The sequence below is a fragment of the Agarivorans sp. QJM3NY_25 genome (assembly GCF_050870875.2).
Lineage (GTDB): Bacteria > Pseudomonadota > Gammaproteobacteria > Enterobacterales > Celerinatantimonadaceae > Agarivorans.
In genome coordinates, this window is sequence record NZ_CP194041.2 from 2,105,997 (window position 1) to 2,121,461 (window position 15,465).

General features: G+C 43.5%; 14 protein-coding genes, 1 other RNA gene and 1 pseudogene. 9 read left to right on the forward strand and 7 right to left on the reverse strand.

Features of this window, described 5'->3' with window-relative positions:
• Nucleotides 1-51: 51 nt before the first annotated feature.
• The 3 genes from sucC to ACRRSW_RS09755 all read left to right on the forward strand — a co-directional run bounded on the left by sucC (nt 52) and on the right by ACRRSW_RS09755 (nt 4,580).
• Nucleotides 52-1,218, forward strand: coding sequence for an ADP-forming succinate--CoA ligase subunit beta (sucC, locus tag ACRRSW_RS09745; protein WP_432453400.1), 1,167 nt, complete (start codon nt 52-54; stop codon nt 1,216-1,218).
• On the forward strand, nt 1,218-2,090 hold the full coding sequence (sucD, locus tag ACRRSW_RS09750; RefSeq protein WP_432459220.1) for a succinate--CoA ligase subunit alpha: 873 nt from the start codon (nt 1,218-1,220) through the stop codon (nt 2,088-2,090). The genes sucC and sucD overlap by 1 nt, the downstream gene beginning before the upstream one ends.
• Before the next feature lie 402 nt (nt 2,091-2,492).
• The gene (locus ACRRSW_RS09755) at nt 2,493-4,580 is read left to right on the forward strand and encodes a hypothetical protein (protein ID WP_432453398.1); all 2,088 of its coding nucleotides are present in this window, start codon (nt 2,493-2,495) and stop codon (nt 4,578-4,580) included.
• A gap of 54 nt (nt 4,581-4,634) precedes the next feature.
• Here the strand turns inward: ACRRSW_RS09755 and ACRRSW_RS09760 are convergent, their stop codons facing one another.
• Nucleotides 4,635-4,775, reverse strand: coding sequence for a hypothetical protein (locus ACRRSW_RS09760; RefSeq protein WP_432453397.1), 141 nt, complete (start codon nt 4,773-4,775; stop codon nt 4,635-4,637).
• 456 nt (nt 4,776-5,231) lie between these two features.
• Here ACRRSW_RS09760 and pfkA point away from each other — a divergent pair, with 456 nt between their 5' ends.
• Nucleotides 5,232-6,194 carry a 6-phosphofructokinase gene (gene pfkA, locus ACRRSW_RS09765; RefSeq protein WP_432461108.1) on the forward strand — a complete coding sequence of 321 codons (963 nt, stop codon included), beginning with the start codon at nt 5,232-5,234 and terminating at the stop codon, nt 6,192-6,194.
• 52 nt (nt 6,195-6,246) lie between these two features.
• Here the strand turns inward: pfkA and ACRRSW_RS09770 are convergent, their stop codons facing one another.
• Nucleotides 6,247-6,975, reverse strand: a complete 729-nt coding sequence (locus ACRRSW_RS09770; RefSeq protein ID WP_432459221.1) for a DUF547 domain-containing protein — start codon at nt 6,973-6,975, stop codon at nt 6,247-6,249.
• Between the two features lie 122 nt (nt 6,976-7,097).
• On the opposite strand from ACRRSW_RS09770, the gene ffs reads away from it, so the two are divergent.
• Nucleotides 7,098-7,194: signal recognition particle sRNA small type (ffs, locus tag ACRRSW_RS09775), an RNA gene on the forward strand.
• 176 nt (nt 7,195-7,370) lie between these two features.
• Here ffs and ACRRSW_RS09780 read toward each other — a convergent pair.
• The gene (locus tag ACRRSW_RS09780; protein ID WP_432459222.1) at nt 7,371-7,832 is read right to left on the reverse strand and encodes an RES family NAD+ phosphorylase; all 462 of its coding nucleotides are present in this window, start codon (nt 7,830-7,832) and stop codon (nt 7,371-7,373) included.
• A complete protein-coding gene (gene parS / locus ACRRSW_RS09785; RefSeq protein ID WP_432459223.1) occupies nt 7,832-8,254 on the reverse strand; it encodes a type II RES/Xre toxin-antitoxin system antitoxin in 423 nt (140 codons plus the stop codon). The genes ACRRSW_RS09780 and parS overlap by 1 nt, the downstream gene beginning before the upstream one ends.
• Before the next feature lie 592 nt (nt 8,255-8,846).
• Between parS and ACRRSW_RS09790 the strand changes: the two are divergent.
• The 3 genes and pseudogenes from ACRRSW_RS09790 (at nt 8,847) to ACRRSW_RS09800 (ending at nt 11,398) form a co-directional block, all read left to right on the forward strand.
• Nucleotides 8,847-10,075: pseudogene (locus ACRRSW_RS09790) on the forward strand (ISL3 family transposase).
• A gap of 247 nt (nt 10,076-10,322) precedes the next feature.
• Nucleotides 10,323-10,928 carry a hypothetical protein gene (locus ACRRSW_RS09795; RefSeq protein ID WP_432459224.1) on the forward strand — a complete coding sequence of 202 codons (606 nt, stop codon included), beginning with the start codon at nt 10,323-10,325 and terminating at the stop codon, nt 10,926-10,928.
• Nucleotides 10,929-11,032: 104 nt separating this feature from the next.
• Nucleotides 11,033-11,398 (forward strand): SMI1/KNR4 family protein, encoded by a 366-nt coding sequence (locus ACRRSW_RS09800; protein ID WP_432459225.1) that lies wholly within the window; start codon nt 11,033-11,035, stop codon nt 11,396-11,398.
• A 28-nt stretch (nt 11,399-11,426) separates the two neighbouring features.
• On the opposite strand, the gene ACRRSW_RS09805 is transcribed toward ACRRSW_RS09800, so the two are convergent.
• The 3 genes from ACRRSW_RS09805 to ACRRSW_RS09815 all read right to left on the reverse strand — a co-directional run bounded on the left by ACRRSW_RS09805 (nt 11,427) and on the right by ACRRSW_RS09815 (nt 14,243).
• On the reverse strand, nt 11,427-12,377 hold the full coding sequence (locus ACRRSW_RS09805; RefSeq protein WP_432452353.1) for an IS110 family transposase: 951 nt from the start codon (nt 12,375-12,377) through the stop codon (nt 11,427-11,429).
• Between the two features lie 457 nt (nt 12,378-12,834).
• A complete protein-coding gene (locus ACRRSW_RS09810) occupies nt 12,835-13,875 on the reverse strand; it encodes an IS91 family transposase (protein WP_432459226.1) in 1,041 nt (346 codons plus the stop codon).
• Nucleotides 13,876-13,877: 2 nt separating this feature from the next.
• The gene (locus ACRRSW_RS09815; protein ID WP_439037772.1) at nt 13,878-14,243 is read right to left on the reverse strand and encodes a tyrosine-type recombinase/integrase; all 366 of its coding nucleotides are present in this window, start codon (nt 14,241-14,243) and stop codon (nt 13,878-13,880) included.
• A 93-nt stretch (nt 14,244-14,336) separates the two neighbouring features.
• Between ACRRSW_RS09815 and ACRRSW_RS09820 the strand changes: the two genes are divergently transcribed.
• Nucleotides 14,337-15,461: an ISAs1 family transposase gene (locus ACRRSW_RS09820; protein WP_432459228.1), complete on the forward strand. Its 1,125-nt coding sequence runs from the start codon at nt 14,337-14,339 to the stop codon at nt 15,459-15,461.
• Nucleotides 15,462-15,465: the final 4 nt, after the last annotated feature.

A 15,465-nucleotide genomic window follows, 5' to 3' on the forward strand; every position in this document is an offset into this window, starting at 1 on the left:
AAAGGTGTATTACACCTCTAATGTATCCCCTAACACTATGGATAGAACATCATGAATTTGCATGAATATCAGGCCAAGCAATTATTTGCCGATTATGGCTTGCCAGTGCCAGAAGGTTACGCCTGCGATACCCCACAAGAAGCAGCTGAAGCTGCAGGTAAAATCCCTGGTTCAACTTGGGTTGTAAAATGTCAGGTTCACGCGGGTGGACGTGGTAAAGCAGGGGGCGTAAAAGTCACTTCTGATAAAGAAGAGATCAAAGCTTTCGCGCAGCAGTGGTTAGGCAAAAACTTAGTCACTTATCAAACGGATGCGAATGGTCAACCAGTCTCTAAAATTTTGGTTGAAGAAGCTTCCGATATCGCCAATGAGCTATATTTAGGTGCTGTTGTCGATCGTGCTTCTCGTCGAGTGGTTTTTATGGCTTCAACAGAAGGTGGTATGGAGATTGAAAAAGTCGCCGAAGAAACGCCTGAGTTGATCCATCAAATGGCAATAGACCCATTGGTCGGGCCTCAGCCATATCAAGCCCGCGAGCTTGCATTTAAATTAGGTTTAGTTGGGAATCAAATTCGCCAATTTACTAAAATCTTTATTGGTTTGGCTGACATGTTTACCGATCACGATTTAGCCTTACTAGAAATTAACCCGTTAGTGGTCACTGGTAGTGGCGACTTAATTTGTCTCGATGGAAAAATTAATATCGATTCAAACGCGATGTATCGTCAGCCGAAACTGCGTGAAATGCACGATGCTTCGCAAGAAGACGAGCGTGAGGCGCATGCTGCTCAATGGGAGCTCAATTATGTCGCTCTTGATGGTAGCATTGGTTGTATGGTGAATGGTGCTGGTCTTGCGATGGGAACCATGGATATTGTGCAATTGCATGGCGGCTCACCCGCTAACTTCTTAGATGTTGGCGGCGGTGCGACCAAAGAGCGGGTTACTGAGGCGTTCAAGATTATTTTGTCTGATGACAAAGTGAAAGCGGTACTGGTAAACATCTTCGGTGGCATTGTTCGTTGTGATTTAATTGCCGATGGTATTATTGGTGCGGTTGAAGAAGTTGGCGTGAATGTTCCGGTGGTCGTTCGCCTTGAGGGCAACAACGCTGAATTAGGAACCCAACGTTTGGCTGAGTCTGGCCTTAACATTATTGCAGCGACCAGCTTAACGGATGCTGCAGAGCAAGTCGTTAAAGCTGCGGAGGCCAAATAATGAGCATTTTAATCGACAAAAATACCAAAGTAATCTGTCAAGGTTTCACTGGTGGACAAGGTACTTTCCACTCAGAGCAAGCGATAGAGTACGGAACCCAAATGGTTGGCGGAGTATCACCAGGTAAAGGCGGTCAAACGCATTTAGGCCTACCGGTATTTAATACTGTAAGTGAAGCCGTACAAGCAACAGGCGCCGATGCAACTGTTATCTATGTACCAGCCCCATTTTGTAAAGACGCTATCTTAGAAGCGATTGCTGCTGGCATTAAAATCATCATTACGATTACCGAAGGTATTCCAACCTTGGATATGCTTGAAGTAAAAGTGAAGTTAGATGAAGCTGGGGCGCGTATGATTGGCCCTAACTGTCCGGGTGTGATTACGCCTGATGAATGTAAAATAGGTATTATGCCTGGCCATATTCATAAAGCGGGTAAAGTGGGGATTGTATCGCGCTCTGGTACGCTCACTTACGAAGCGGTTAAGCAAACTACCGATGAGGGCTTTGGCCAGTCAACTTGTGTTGGTATTGGCGGAGACCCCATCCCAGGTTCAAACTTTATCGACATTCTAGAAATGTTTCAGAATGATGCTAAAACGGAAGCCATCGTGATGATCGGTGAAATTGGTGGTAGCGCGGAAGAAGAAGCTGCCGCATACATTAAAGCGAATGTCACCAAGCCAGTTGTTTCTTATATTGCGGGTGTTACTGCGCCTCCGGGTAAACGTATGGGCCACGCCGGTGCGATTATTGCTGGTGGTAAAGGAACGGCGGCGGATAAATTTGCTGCTCTTGAAGATGCTGGTGTAAAAACAGTGCGAAGTTTAGCTGATATTGGCAAAGCCTTACGTGAAGTCACCGGCTGGTAATTTCTATTAATCTTATAAAGCGCCTAAGGGCGCTTTTTTTATGTCTCGAATCGTATGACTGACCAGTCATACCAATCTAATTCATTATATGATCAACTTATTGCGCAGAATAAATCTGCCGATAACGAGGTATTAAGTGCAGTAACTAGTGGCTCTAATAACTCGATACATCACGCAGTTAGTGGTTATTTAGGTCAGCAAGAATGAAGCGATAATAAGTTAGATGGGTATCACGAAGAGGTTTATGCGAGTCATTCAGTTTCAAATGTCACATCACTTATTCTTAATATCACAATAAGTGATGTTAGCGAGCTGAATCACTTGATTTTATCAAGCGGATCAACAACGATGGGTACACGGATGCAAATATAATAATCAATAGACTAACGACAAGGAGGCATCATGAAGGATTCTCTGCCTATAGAACATTTGTATTACACGGAAAGTAGCTTAGAAAAAATTTTGAGCAACTTGGATAAGGTGAGACAAAATATCTTTCCCAATTTATCCGAAGAAAAAGACATATTGGAGCAAAGCTTCCCCTCGGTTTGCTTGATTGGCCTCGGCCGATGTGGCTCAAATATCGCGTTGGATGTGGCCACTTTAGTATACAACTCTCGAACGCATTATCTTAAAGAAATTGAGTATCAAGACCAGTTGGCGCAGGAGCGAGAGTTTAAGCCGATGCGCTGGATTAAAAATCATTTACCGATTGATTCTGGTAATGAAGACAATCCTGTTTTCTTGATTGAACCAGTAGTATTAGTCGGAGATTTAGACAAGGATATCGCGGGCCGAATCAAGTATTCCTCACAGTCAGGTCGTCAACAGTTTTTAGACGAATATAAAAAGCTGCAGTTAATGGATTTGTCGGAGGTACACGCGGGTGGTGCCGGTAATGCACCGATCCTAGGGCAATATCTTGCGAAAATTATTTTAAACAAAGACACCGGAAGCTTTAGAAACGAAGATTGGCGGCATATTCATTCTTATTTGGTTGATTCTTGTGGGATAAAAGCTAATCAGTCACGCTTGTATTTTTATATTTTTAGTGCGGGAGGTGGCACAGGCTCAGGCATGGCTTCTGAGTTTGGTTTAGCCCAACAATTTTCCTACCTTAGTAAAACGTTTGATTATCAAGTCAATCCATCAAATCAACCAGACAAGCGCGACTCATTTGTATTTGAGCCTATTTTTACTTCCGGTATCTGTATTTTACCAAACATCTCAGGTAATAGTATTGAGGTATCCGAAGCCTTACATATTAATGCTGGACGTCTGCTTTGTAAGTATCTATCGGAAGAGTGGGATTTTTCTTATAACGTTGAACGAGAGAGCATCGATACGCCAGACGATGTCATGCGGCGGATCCGTCCATGGAACTCAATGATGTTGATTTCTAACGATATTATGCGCTATGTAGAACAGGACGAGAGTGATATTGCTAAAGATATCGATGTCAATACGATGGAGAAACACGCCAACCAATATATCTCTCAGCAGATCTTTAATATTCTAACTGCGCAAGCTGTTACAACCGATTATGATGAAAATTACTTTAGGCGAGCGGGGATTGATATTTCAGAAACCGTTCGTTTAGACGCCAATGATCTATTTATGAGTATGGCGGGTCCCGTGGCCGTTGCCTATGCTGAGAGTGTGGTGAACAAAGCAGTACATGATGATATAGATATTGATGAATTATTCTTTCGGTCTATTGATCTTCCTCATTTCAATCAAGATACGCAAGCCATCGAAGGCATTAGTATTTTGCCGATTGAGTCGCAACGTTATAAGCAGTCATTAAAGAAATATCAAGATAGCCACTACGATGCAGAACAGTTAAACCAATTACACTTCTTCAAGCATTGTTCGTCGGTGATTTCCATTATTTCTCTACCGAAAGACTATAAATTGTCGTTCATGGACCTAAATAAATTAAAAGTACATATCAATAAGTTATTTCCAAATACTACTTTAAAGCGTTATGCCTTGGTAATTGGGGCTTCAGCGAATTTATCCTTAACGACACTGGTTGCGAAAAGCCCATGTTTGAGTGATGACTTTTTAACCTTGGTTGTCGCTTATATTAAGCGCTGCTTTGCGAAAGATGAGTTCCGTTATAATGACGACATTGATCAAGCTATATTGCGCTTTATTATGGAAGATGAGTTTAAGCCCGAAGAGTTACATGCATTTTTGTGGGAGTTTGAAAATCCGGCTAAAATTCTTGATACGAATTGGTACGCGATTAAGCCTATGTATGAAAAAAAATATCGAGAGCTGATTGGAGACTCAAACAAGTTTGTGTCAATTAACGATATTCGTCTTGGCTTTAAAAATGTGGAGAATGCGGTGAAATATCTACGCGAGATATATCGTCATCGAATTAGTAAGACAAATATTCTTTCCTTGGATACTCAAGCCGATGGCGTGATTCATTTATCACCAACGTTACATGCAATAGATCCGGTCATTAAAGCTAAGTAAATACAAATACCAGAGGGGGCTGCAAAGCCTCCTTTTTGGTATCTGTGCGCTTGCTTATGCAGAGGTTGTGGTGGCTGCTGTTTGGGACTCGGGCGTAGTATCTTGCTGTTGTTGTTTTAGTAAATTGTAATTCATCACGGCTTTGCGGTTAGTTGCGATGTTTCGTTCAATAATATAGTGAAGTTCAGACTTCATGTGATCTCCTTTTAAAGCATAAAAACTGAAAAATCATTTGTATGACATTCAGTATGTGGGCGCCATGCTACATAAATGTGAATCAAAAATGAACTATTTACTTCGTTTTGTGGTTTAAATTGATGTTTAACTAAATAAATGCGCTGTATGCCTGAATCAATCGGCGATAGCTAATGAGGCTCAGATTAACTTTGGACAAGTATGAGAATTTGTTCCAAAATGTCGGCGTTATCTGATTAGGGTCATAAAAGGTTAATCTTGTGCATGGCACAATGCCGACACAAAAAAGAGTCTCTAATGGCGATGTATATCGCAATAACTCTATTATTTTAAAGATTTTTTGTTCTGATAGATCTGTTTATCACGGTATATCTTTGGTTTAGAAATGATCCTATCGAACATATTTGTTGAATTATTTTTGTAAATTTGGTCAATTCAGCTTTTAGTGAGGGAATGATGGTTAAAAAAATTGGTGTTTTAACTAGTGGTGGTGATGCCCCTGGTATGAATGCAGCCGTACGAGCAGTGGTACGTAGTGCCTTGTCTCAAGGCATTGAAGTTTATGGTATTTATGATGGTTATATGGGCCTGCATGAAGACAATATTAAAAAATTGGACCGCTTCAGTGTTTCCGATGTTATCAACCGTGGTGGTACTTTTCTAGGCTCCGCTCGTTTTCCTGAGTTTAAAGAGCTCGGGGTTCGGGAAGTTGCCGTTAAAAATTTAGAGAAACACGGTATTGAAGCTTTAGTTGTCATCGGTGGTGATGGCTCATACATGGGCGCCAAAAAGTTAACTGAAATGGGTTTTCCATGTATTGGTTTGCCAGGTACCATCGATAATGATATTGCAGGGACTGATTATACGATTGGTTTTGATACGGCACTCAATGTTGTGATTGATGCGATTGACCGTATTCGGGATACTTCTTCTTCACATAATCGTATTTCGGTGATCGAGATCATGGGACGTTACTGTGGCGATCTTGCGATGCAGGCGAGTATTGCAGGCGGTGCAGAGTATGTGATTATTCCTGAAAAGGGCTTTAGTCGCGAAGAGTTGCTCCAAAGCTTAAAAGATGGCCAGAAAAAAGGCAAAAAACATGCGATTATTGCCATCACCGAGCATATCACTAATGTGAATGAGTTGGCGGCAGGTATTGAAATGGCGACGGGTCGGGAAACTCGAGCGACGATTCTGGGCCATATTCAGCGTGGTGGTACACCAACCGGTCGTGACCGAGTGATGGCCAGTCGTATGGGGGCTTACGCGGTCGACTTGCTACTTGAAGGCGAGGGTGGTCGTTGCATTGGTATTCAAAATAATAAAATGGTCCATCACGATATTATTGATTGTATCGAAAATATGAAACGTCCATTTAATGAAGACTTATACGAACTATCTCGTCGTTTGTTTTAAGCTTCTACTTTAACAAAAACCTGCGGATGCAGGTTTTTTTATGTTTATTGCCTTACTCATAAGCATTGAGTGACCAATCATAATCCAGATAAACAATTGAGGCGGCTTGGATCACCCGCGGTTCAGCCTTTAATTCTTTCGAATAATGACTTAAATAACGTTTTAAGTCAGCACCAAAATCTTCTTTATACCACTTAAATATCGATGATAACTGTAGCTGGTTATTTGTTGCATGGTAAGTATTTTTGTCACTGTTTAAGAAAGCTCGAAACGCGCGCTCTAGTTGTTGTTGCAGATGCTCCGCACGATAGGCTGTGCTTTGTAAGGGCGGGCAGCTTTTTGCGGCACAAACGACTGCGCTATGGATCCATGGATTATTGTAAACAGGCCTAATCAATTCATGTTCTATATCATCAAGGCTGACCTTTTCCCCAAATAGATCAAAGCGCTTTTTCTTCCAGGGCGATTGAAACCACGATCCTAAGTCTCGAATAGAAGTAATGTTTGGGTAGGCACTTAAGACGAATTGCACTGTATAAGCGTTATAAGCATTAATTAGAAAGGCCAGTTGTTGATCTTGAGTCCAGGCATTAAATTGGACTTGGCTTACCTTCGCAACGGATACCAAGTAACGCTGCAATTTAGCTTGATCAAAATTGTTGTAATCAACTCGACTTTCATTATTAGCAACTGGCCAATGCACATATTCTTGTAGTAATTCATCCCATAGTTGCTGATCAAAGGGCTGAGCAACCGCCATAGGTTGACTTAATAGACTCATAAGGATTAAAACTTGAGCAAACAGACCGATTCTAGGGTGGAAAAGTACTTTTAGCGTTTGCAATAAGGGAAGGCTTAAGCGAGAATAGCCTCGCTTCTTCGGAAGCTCATCTATGGTGGCCCTGTTGGTCCTCCCGCATTGATACTCTGTGAACTCGGCCAGGCCCGGAAGGGAGCAACCGCAGCAGACGACTCGAGTGCCGGGATGTGGCTGATAGGGTTGCCACCCAATTCCATATATTTGTTGTTTGCAATTGAAGTTGACATAAATTGCAACATAACATGACATAGCCTATCCTTAAGTTGTAAATTTACAATATATGAGTGCTGGTTATGAAGTCTAGAGTTATTGGCCCTTCTACCCACAAAAGTATTTTTAAGTTAAGCTAGATTATTTTATCGAATCATTTTCTGAAGTCTTGCATCGTAAAAGTAATCTCTTGTCTCAACGACTTTGATCTTACCTGAATCTTTGTGCCGAGGATTAATAATGTAGTTGTACTCCTCAGAAATTATGGCGCTTGGTACTTGCATCAGAAGAGATTCACCCCTTGAAAAGAAATCCTGCCCGATTGACCGTCCCTCTCCTGAATCTGGAATGCTGTCCCAACCTTCTGGGAGTTGCTTACTTGAATAGCGTTCTATGCTTACATCATCTGGGATCCATAGAGTCAACATAACCAAGCTTGGTAGGTCTTCTAATGCCTCGTGCACCATTCGTTCTAAAACACATAGAGCTCTTGCTGAAGCCGTATAGCAAGCAAGAACCCCTTTTTCATGCCAGCGACCAGAGCCATATAAGCCACCAGCACCAGATAAGTCAGGGAAATCTGCATGTGACAATCTGAACATTTCCATTATGCAGTAAACCCATATTTCATTTTGTTGATTTCTTCCATCGCCACATTAATGCCTGTAACAGTGTCACAGACAGACAATGGTGAATAATGACCGAAAGCCAATGAAGGGCGGTTAAGCCAGCGTAAAGTGGCATCTCTGTCCTTAAAGTATTCGTCGGCAAGCCGAACTAACTCAGCAAGCATCAACGCATGCTCGCTGGATGCGGGACTTAGCTTGCCACTTGTTTGTTGCTTACGCTGAATGCTTCGAAGGTTTGCTCCTATCAATTGAGCGTATTCGGTTTTATTTACGCCAAGCAAATCGGTGCCACTATCAAGAATAGATACAGGTAGACCCGTTCGAATAATCGTAAGTATCTCTGGCACTGAACCAATTTTAACTTTTGTACCGCTCAGCATTTGATAAGCACTTTCATACATAATCTAATCCTCATTTAGAATTTACACAACAAGTATAGGCGACAAATGTCGCCACATCAAGCGACATTGTACGGGGTGGTCTAAGCATCGCTCTCAAACAGCCGCTTAAACATACAATCGGACAATAGGCGGAACTTTCCATTCCCAAGTCGAATGATGTATGACCCGTTGATATCGCAGAGTTCCTAGTGAATCGGCGGGGTCTCAAATAAAAAAGGACTTCCACCGAAATGATAGATGAGTTCCTGATCAATGCCATGACCGGGAATGCCACAGAATGGTAAGGCCTGAGGACTCTCGACACTTTCCGGGTTCTAAGAAACGATTAACCGTAACTCAAAATTGCCCCAAAGCTTGTTACGCCTTCTTATGAAAAACACAATCTCCCATGGCTCTTTCCATAGCAAAACTATTGGTTTTAAATCTCGACTTTACTAGTTGTTAACGAGAAAATTTTGAATTAGTTGAGCTTCCAAGGTTTGCACACTTTTTAACTGTGTATTTGCGGCTCTTCACCGAATGTAGTGGAAACACTTTCAACAAACATGAATGAGCGAGATAATAAGTAAACGTTCATGAATACCTCGCGACTATGCAAGACACGACGCTTTATCAATCCATTCTTGGATTAACTCATCCTTGAGCTGTTTCATCTGTTGAACTCAATGAGTTAACCCAAACCATCACCGTACGCGTTGACTATGACCGAGGCTCATTAACGGCTTGCCCTCTTGCGGTAAGGCTGTTCGTCGACACGATACTCGGCGGCGGGTTTGGCGACATTTAGATACCTGTCAGTTTGAAACGCGCATTGAGGCTGAAGTACCTAGGGCTGATTGCCCAGAGCATGGGGTACAAACACTTCAAGTGCCTTGGGCTACCAGTCATAGTCGCTACACAGAGCTGTTTGAGACTCGCGTTATAGACATGCTTAAAGTCAGTTCATGATACGCGGTGAGTAAAACCTATCGGCTTAGCTGGGGAGCCATTGACCGCATGATGACGCGGGCCGTTCAACGCGGCCTGACAGCCAGAACCACCATCAACTACCAAGACCTGTTGGTCGATGAAACGGCATTTAAGAAAGGCCATGACTATGTCACGGTATTATCCAATCGTGATGGTCAGGTGATATCGGTTGAAGACGGTCGAACAGGCCTGAGCCTATCTGCTTGCTTTAAGGCATTGCCCCCTGAGTCAACAATGGTTACACGTTCCATATCGATGGACATGAGCAGAGCATATATAAACGCAGCATATGACTACTTCGGTGAGCGGGCTAAGCAGGTGATAGCCATAGACCATTTTCATATCGCAAAGGTGCTCACTAAAGCGGTGAATTAAGTGAGAAAAAGCGAACTCATGGCGTTGCCCCAGCATTTAAAAAGAGAGTGCCACCAAACACGGTATGGATGGTTAAAACGAAACAGCCACCTACATGGGACATTGAGAGAAAGAGTGAATGCGCTGGCCAAAATGATGCAAAATACTGGCTTGAGCTGGATATTTAAAGAGCAAGCAAGAGCCATTTGGTATGGCCATGCAGCTAACGCCAAAGCGGCTTGGAATGATTGGTTAGCACTCATAAAGGTCAGTCAAATCAGGCCGATGATGACAGCAGCAGAAACCGTGAAAACGCACTTAAAGGGCATCATCAATGCGATGCGTTATAAGGTATCAAATGGCTTAGCGGAAGCGATAAATGGAAACATTCAGCGCCTAAAAATACGTTCGATGGGTTTTAGAAATAAAGAACACTTTAAGCGAGCTATTTTATTTCACTTTGGAGGGCTTGATATGACTTTCCACCAAGAACGGTGAAGAGCCATATACATACAGTATTTTTAGTTTCGTTTGCGTCATTTGTCAAAGCAATCAATGAAAGAAATGGATCGACGATTGATTGATGCCGAGTAAAAAACTATGGTAGACAATGGGTTAATATCAAATCACTAATTGATGAGCGAATGTGATGAAGGTCATGTTTTTTGTGATAGGCCGCGCGCTCATTGAATGGGATAGACCGCACGTGCGGCCTACTTAGCGTTACGTGCCTTAAGGAGTCATCGTGTCATCTGATGATTGGTATAGAAATAAAGATTGGAACGAATCAATCGAAGAGAATTTCTATTCGAAGTTAAAGCGAGCTAGATCACAAAGGGATCAGTATTTGGTGATTCAAGCTCTAACCTTGACTGACAAGCACCCAAAGGTGTCACTCCGATTAGTTGATGAGTACTTCGAATCAAGAAAAGAGAAATATGATGACGTCCGTGCTTTGTTAGCAAAGTCTAATGCTTTTATCGCGCTAGGTGATTTAGAAGGGTGTTTGGCTACTTACAAAAAAGTACTGCAGAGAGAGCGAGAATTCCCTAACCACCAAACAGGGGTGTATCTTGATTATCCGTATTTGGTGGCAATGCAAAGAATAGAGCATGAGTTTGTCGGCGCGCTCGATGTTCTAGATGAACATATTGATAGGCTCACGTTTCCACTTGATTATTTTAAGTGGCATGCTTCTAAAGCATTAATCAATAATGATGGTGCTGAAGCGAAAAAAGCACTGGATTCGGCCAAAGTAAAAAGATCCGGGTTTCGTTTTCATCAAGACGTTGGATTGGTGGGTAAAGAGCATGAAAAAGCGATCAAGCAGTTGTGCAAAATCAGCACGTAACAAAACAATCAACCGGACTCTGCTAAGCGTGGTTCGCTTTGCTCACAATACCACGCTTAGCTCCGCTCGGTTATTGTGGCGTTAGTTGTTCATGGAATTTCATAATGAGTAGTTTGACTAAAAATATGGAACAGTTGTTAGTATCTCTTCCTAATGATTACCAAAAAGCACTATTGAGTGATGCAACTTGGGAACTGGACTTTAAAAACGAAGAAAAGTATTGGTATTCACCATTCATTTTATGGGGCAAAGATGAAGTTGAAAATTACCAACCAGATTATGATTCCGACTTTTCATCACTCCTAGCAATTGGTTCAAATGGTGGAGGAGAAACATACTTTCTAAATATGAGTGATAACTCTATCAACGTATGTGATCTTATTGTAGGAATAGACTCGCTCGAAAGGGTTGCTGCTAATTATACAGAACTGCTTTCTTTGCTTTCTGATAACTCGGGTCAAAACAACTAACAAACGACTATGGTGTCAATAAGTTAGATTAAATTATTTTTGCATCCCATAAGGCGCCATCTCGTAGCATTGAGTTTAGGATGGTTACCATCTTTCTTACGCATGCAATGATGGCTACTTTTTTAGGTTTCCCTTCAGCTAAAAGCCTCTGATATGTGCTCTTAAAAATGGGGTTACATTGGATGGCTGACATCATGGCCATGTATAAAACGGTTCTTACTTGAGCTCGTCCCCCTTGAATTTTTCTGAGCCCTTTATAGCGGCCACTTTCTCGGTTCATTGGGGCCACTCCGACGAGAGATGAGGCTTGTTTATTGGTTATTAACCCTAACTCTGGAAGGTTACTAATGATAGACGCCGCTGCAATTTTCCCTATTCCTGGCATGCTTTGTAATATCTCATTCTTGGCTTGATACTCAGGGTTACTTTCAATTAGCTTGATAATCTTGCTTTCAATTTTCTCTATCTGATTTTTAAACGCAGTTAAAATAGGTTTAATCGTCAGAATGAGTTGCGAGGGCATAATTTTCATGCGATTTTTTTCCATTGTTTGCATCGAAAGAAGCTGGTTTCTTCGGATGACTAAATCTGCCATGAGTCGCATAGAATCTGGCTTTAGTGTCGTTAAATTGGGCTTTATAGCTTCGGCGTAGTGCGCGATAAGTTTTGCGTCAAGTTTGTCTGTTTTAGCCCTCTGCCCGATAGCGCCTGCAAAACGTCTTACATGAACAGGGTTGGCTATTACATACGGTAGTTTGGCATTGTGACAAGCTATAATAAAAGGCATTTCTAATCGACCTGTAGCTTCAATCACGACTCGTAATGGCGTGTGTTTTTGAATGATTTTTATGGCTTGCTTGATACCTTTATCATCGTTGGAGACAGTGAAGAAAATGTCGAGGGGTCTAATATAAACATCAAGTTGTTCTTTACCTGTATCGACACCGACGTTAATACATTTATTTGTTACTGTATTCATAATAAGCTGACTCTATATTGCGTAATACGGGTTCTAGACCCTGTAGACTATTCGAGTGTGGTGCTTGGAGTTCCACTTAATGCTCACGTTTGTTATCGGCCTTTGAAAGGAGCCTTAAGAATATCGAGCTATTAAATAGAAGCTTAAGTTGCTGCTTAAGCCTGAGTCTCACTTTACTCATATTTCTTAATAATTATCCATACAATAAGAATAGGTGTCGCGTAGCCGCCACCTTATTCGGGTGTTGAACAAGCCCGATGCTCCCTTCTATAGTAAATAACGGTATTGATGTTGGCGGGGCCAAGGCCTTGTTACTTTTTACAAGGCGAGTTTGGCTAAGACTGGGTGAATGGCGTTAAGCCTTTGCCTGTCATACATGGTGCTAAGCTGTTATTTTTTGTATGTATTCATCCTCATGTTAAGCCCTGCCATTCTCCTTATCCTGTTCGCCTTTCGGCTAGCTCGTTCGACTCACGCCTGTGCAGTGCATGGGGTGCTGGCAGCAAGGGCATGGCCGGGTCGCGCTGTGGTTGTCGGTTTGGAGCGCGGCGAGGTTCACGCGTTGCGGCACTCGCAGGAGTAACTGAATGCGCCGCAATATGTGTTTGGCGTTGCCCCGTAAAAAACCATAATCTCTCACCCGCTGTAATCCCTTGGGCAATACATGCGCCAAGATAAGCCTTAAGAACCTTAAGGTAGGCAAGGTGCGGATTTTGGTGGTGTGGCTTTGGCTATCTAGATACCTAAAACTCACTTGGTCATTATCGGTACTGATGATGTCGTTATCGGATAAGATCCCGCGATACAAGTAGCGAGATAAGTACTGTAGCGCGGGCAGCCCAAAACCTACGTTGCGACAATCGACCACCCATTTGGTGGGGATATGCGGGGGCAACTTGATGTTTGGGTGTTGATTGAGCGCATCTAGCATTCTCCCTCGCCATACCTTGGCCAGCGCAAAGGCGTTAAACAAGTACTTCTTGTTGCAGTGATGCCACTGCTGCTTCGCACGGTGATAGCGCCCACCGGCCACCAATACATGTAAGTGGGGATGCAGATTACGCTGGCGGCTATGGGTATGCAGTACGGCGGTAAACCCTAATTCCCCCTGGTTCTGGCGTTTGGCAAAGTCCTTTAACAGGCTTGATACCACCTTGAACATGATTTGGTATAAGGCTTTAGGCTGCACGCGGGCTAAAGCCCTTAGCTCATGAGGCAGGGTGAAGGTCACCATAAAGTAAGTCGTGGGTAGCAGCTTGTGTTGTTGGCGAGTTAACCAGCCAGTGGTGCAATGGTGTTGGCACTGCGGGCAATGCCTATGGCCGCAAGACAGCGTCAATTGGTCTTGATGCGGGCAATGTTCACACTGCCAAAGGCTGTGACCTTGTTGCTCAGTTTTACAACGCAGCATGGCATACATTGCCCGTTTAGCATCCGCCCTTAAAAGCGGTGCAAGCTCGGCCTCATGTTGGTGAAGTAAATCAATAAAGGTGCTCATGGTTACGGCCACATGAGAGTGAGAGAGTCAGTGAGTTTATTCACTGCCTTTACGGCATCTAATTGCTTCACTTGGGTCAACTGGGTATAACGTGCAGTGGTATTTAAACTGGCGTGTCCCAGCAAGTGTTGCAAGGAGCGTAAATCCAAGCCTTGTTCAAGCAGATGGGTGGCATAACAATGGCGCAGCGAATGCGGGCTAATGGTTTTATGAATACCGCAATCGCGCAATACCCGCTTCAAGGCTTTTTGTACGCCGCCTTTATCCATAGGCACATCCACCTGTTTACCTTGGCGTGGAAACAGCAGACGAGCATGGCGATGGCTTTGCCAATGGTGACGTAAAACCTGAAGGGTGCGATGTGGCACAGGGTGAGATCGCGAACGTTTTTTGAGCAAGCACAAGCTATTTGACCTGACGTTCGCGCTGTGATCTTATACTCCCTTTTTCGGGAGCCCTCCATGACCATCGACGTATTTTTTGAGCATTTCGCCAGCATTAAAGATCCTCGCCAAAGCGCTAAAGTAAGCTATCCGCTGTTCGATGTGATGTTCCTTACCGTATGTGCAACTATTGGCGGAGCCAAAGGTTGGGAGGATATCGAAGATTTTGGTGAAGCCCACTTCAACTGGTTACGTGAAAAGGGCCTGTTTGCTTCAGGCCTACCAGTACACGATACCATTGCTCGGTTGATTTCACGGCTTGACCCATCGCAGTTTCAGCAGTGCTTCAGCAAGTGGATGTTAGCGGTGAGTGAGCAAACCGGTGGGCAGCTAATCGCAGTAGACGGCAAGGTGCTCCGCAGCTCCTACAGTCGGGATGACCGCAAGTCTACGATACACATGGTCAGCGCGTTTGCCACCGCCAATGGTGTCGTAATGGGGCAAGTAAAAACCGATGCTAAATCCAACGAAATTACCGCTATCCCAGAGCTGCTCAATGCACTAGAGCTCAAGGGGGCGCTTGTATCGATAGATGCCATGGGTTGCCAAACCAATATCGCAAAAACCATAACAGACAGAAAAGCGGATTACTTGCTGGCAGTAAAAGGTAATCAAGAGTCACTCTATAACGCTGTGCAAGCTCAACTGAACCCCGTAATTGATGACCCCATTGTATGTATAGAGAAAGGCCGAGGCCGCAAGGAGGCGAGAGCCTATGCGGTGCTGCCTGCCAACGAGCTGGCGAAAGAGTTCGCGCATTGGCCCGGGCTGAAAACGCTCGGTGTTGCAATGGGTTATCGCATGGCAGCTAACGGCAAAGAGTCGCTAGAGTACCGCTACTACATCAGCTCGGCAGAGTTGAACAAAGAACAATTCGCTGATGCAGTGCGAGGCCATTGGGGTATCGAAAACAGCCTTCACTGGGTGCTTGATACATCGTTCAACGAAGATGACTGCCAAATCTACCGAGAGAACGCTGCTGAGCTTTTGGCGATTATCCGCCATATAGCACTGAACCTGCTGCGACAGGAAAAGGGTAAAAAGGCCAGTATCAGACGTAAGCAAAATATCGCGGCAATGAATACGACTTACCTTGAACAGGTGCTATCGGCAGGGTTCTCGCGGGATGAGAGCAAAAAGTAACCAT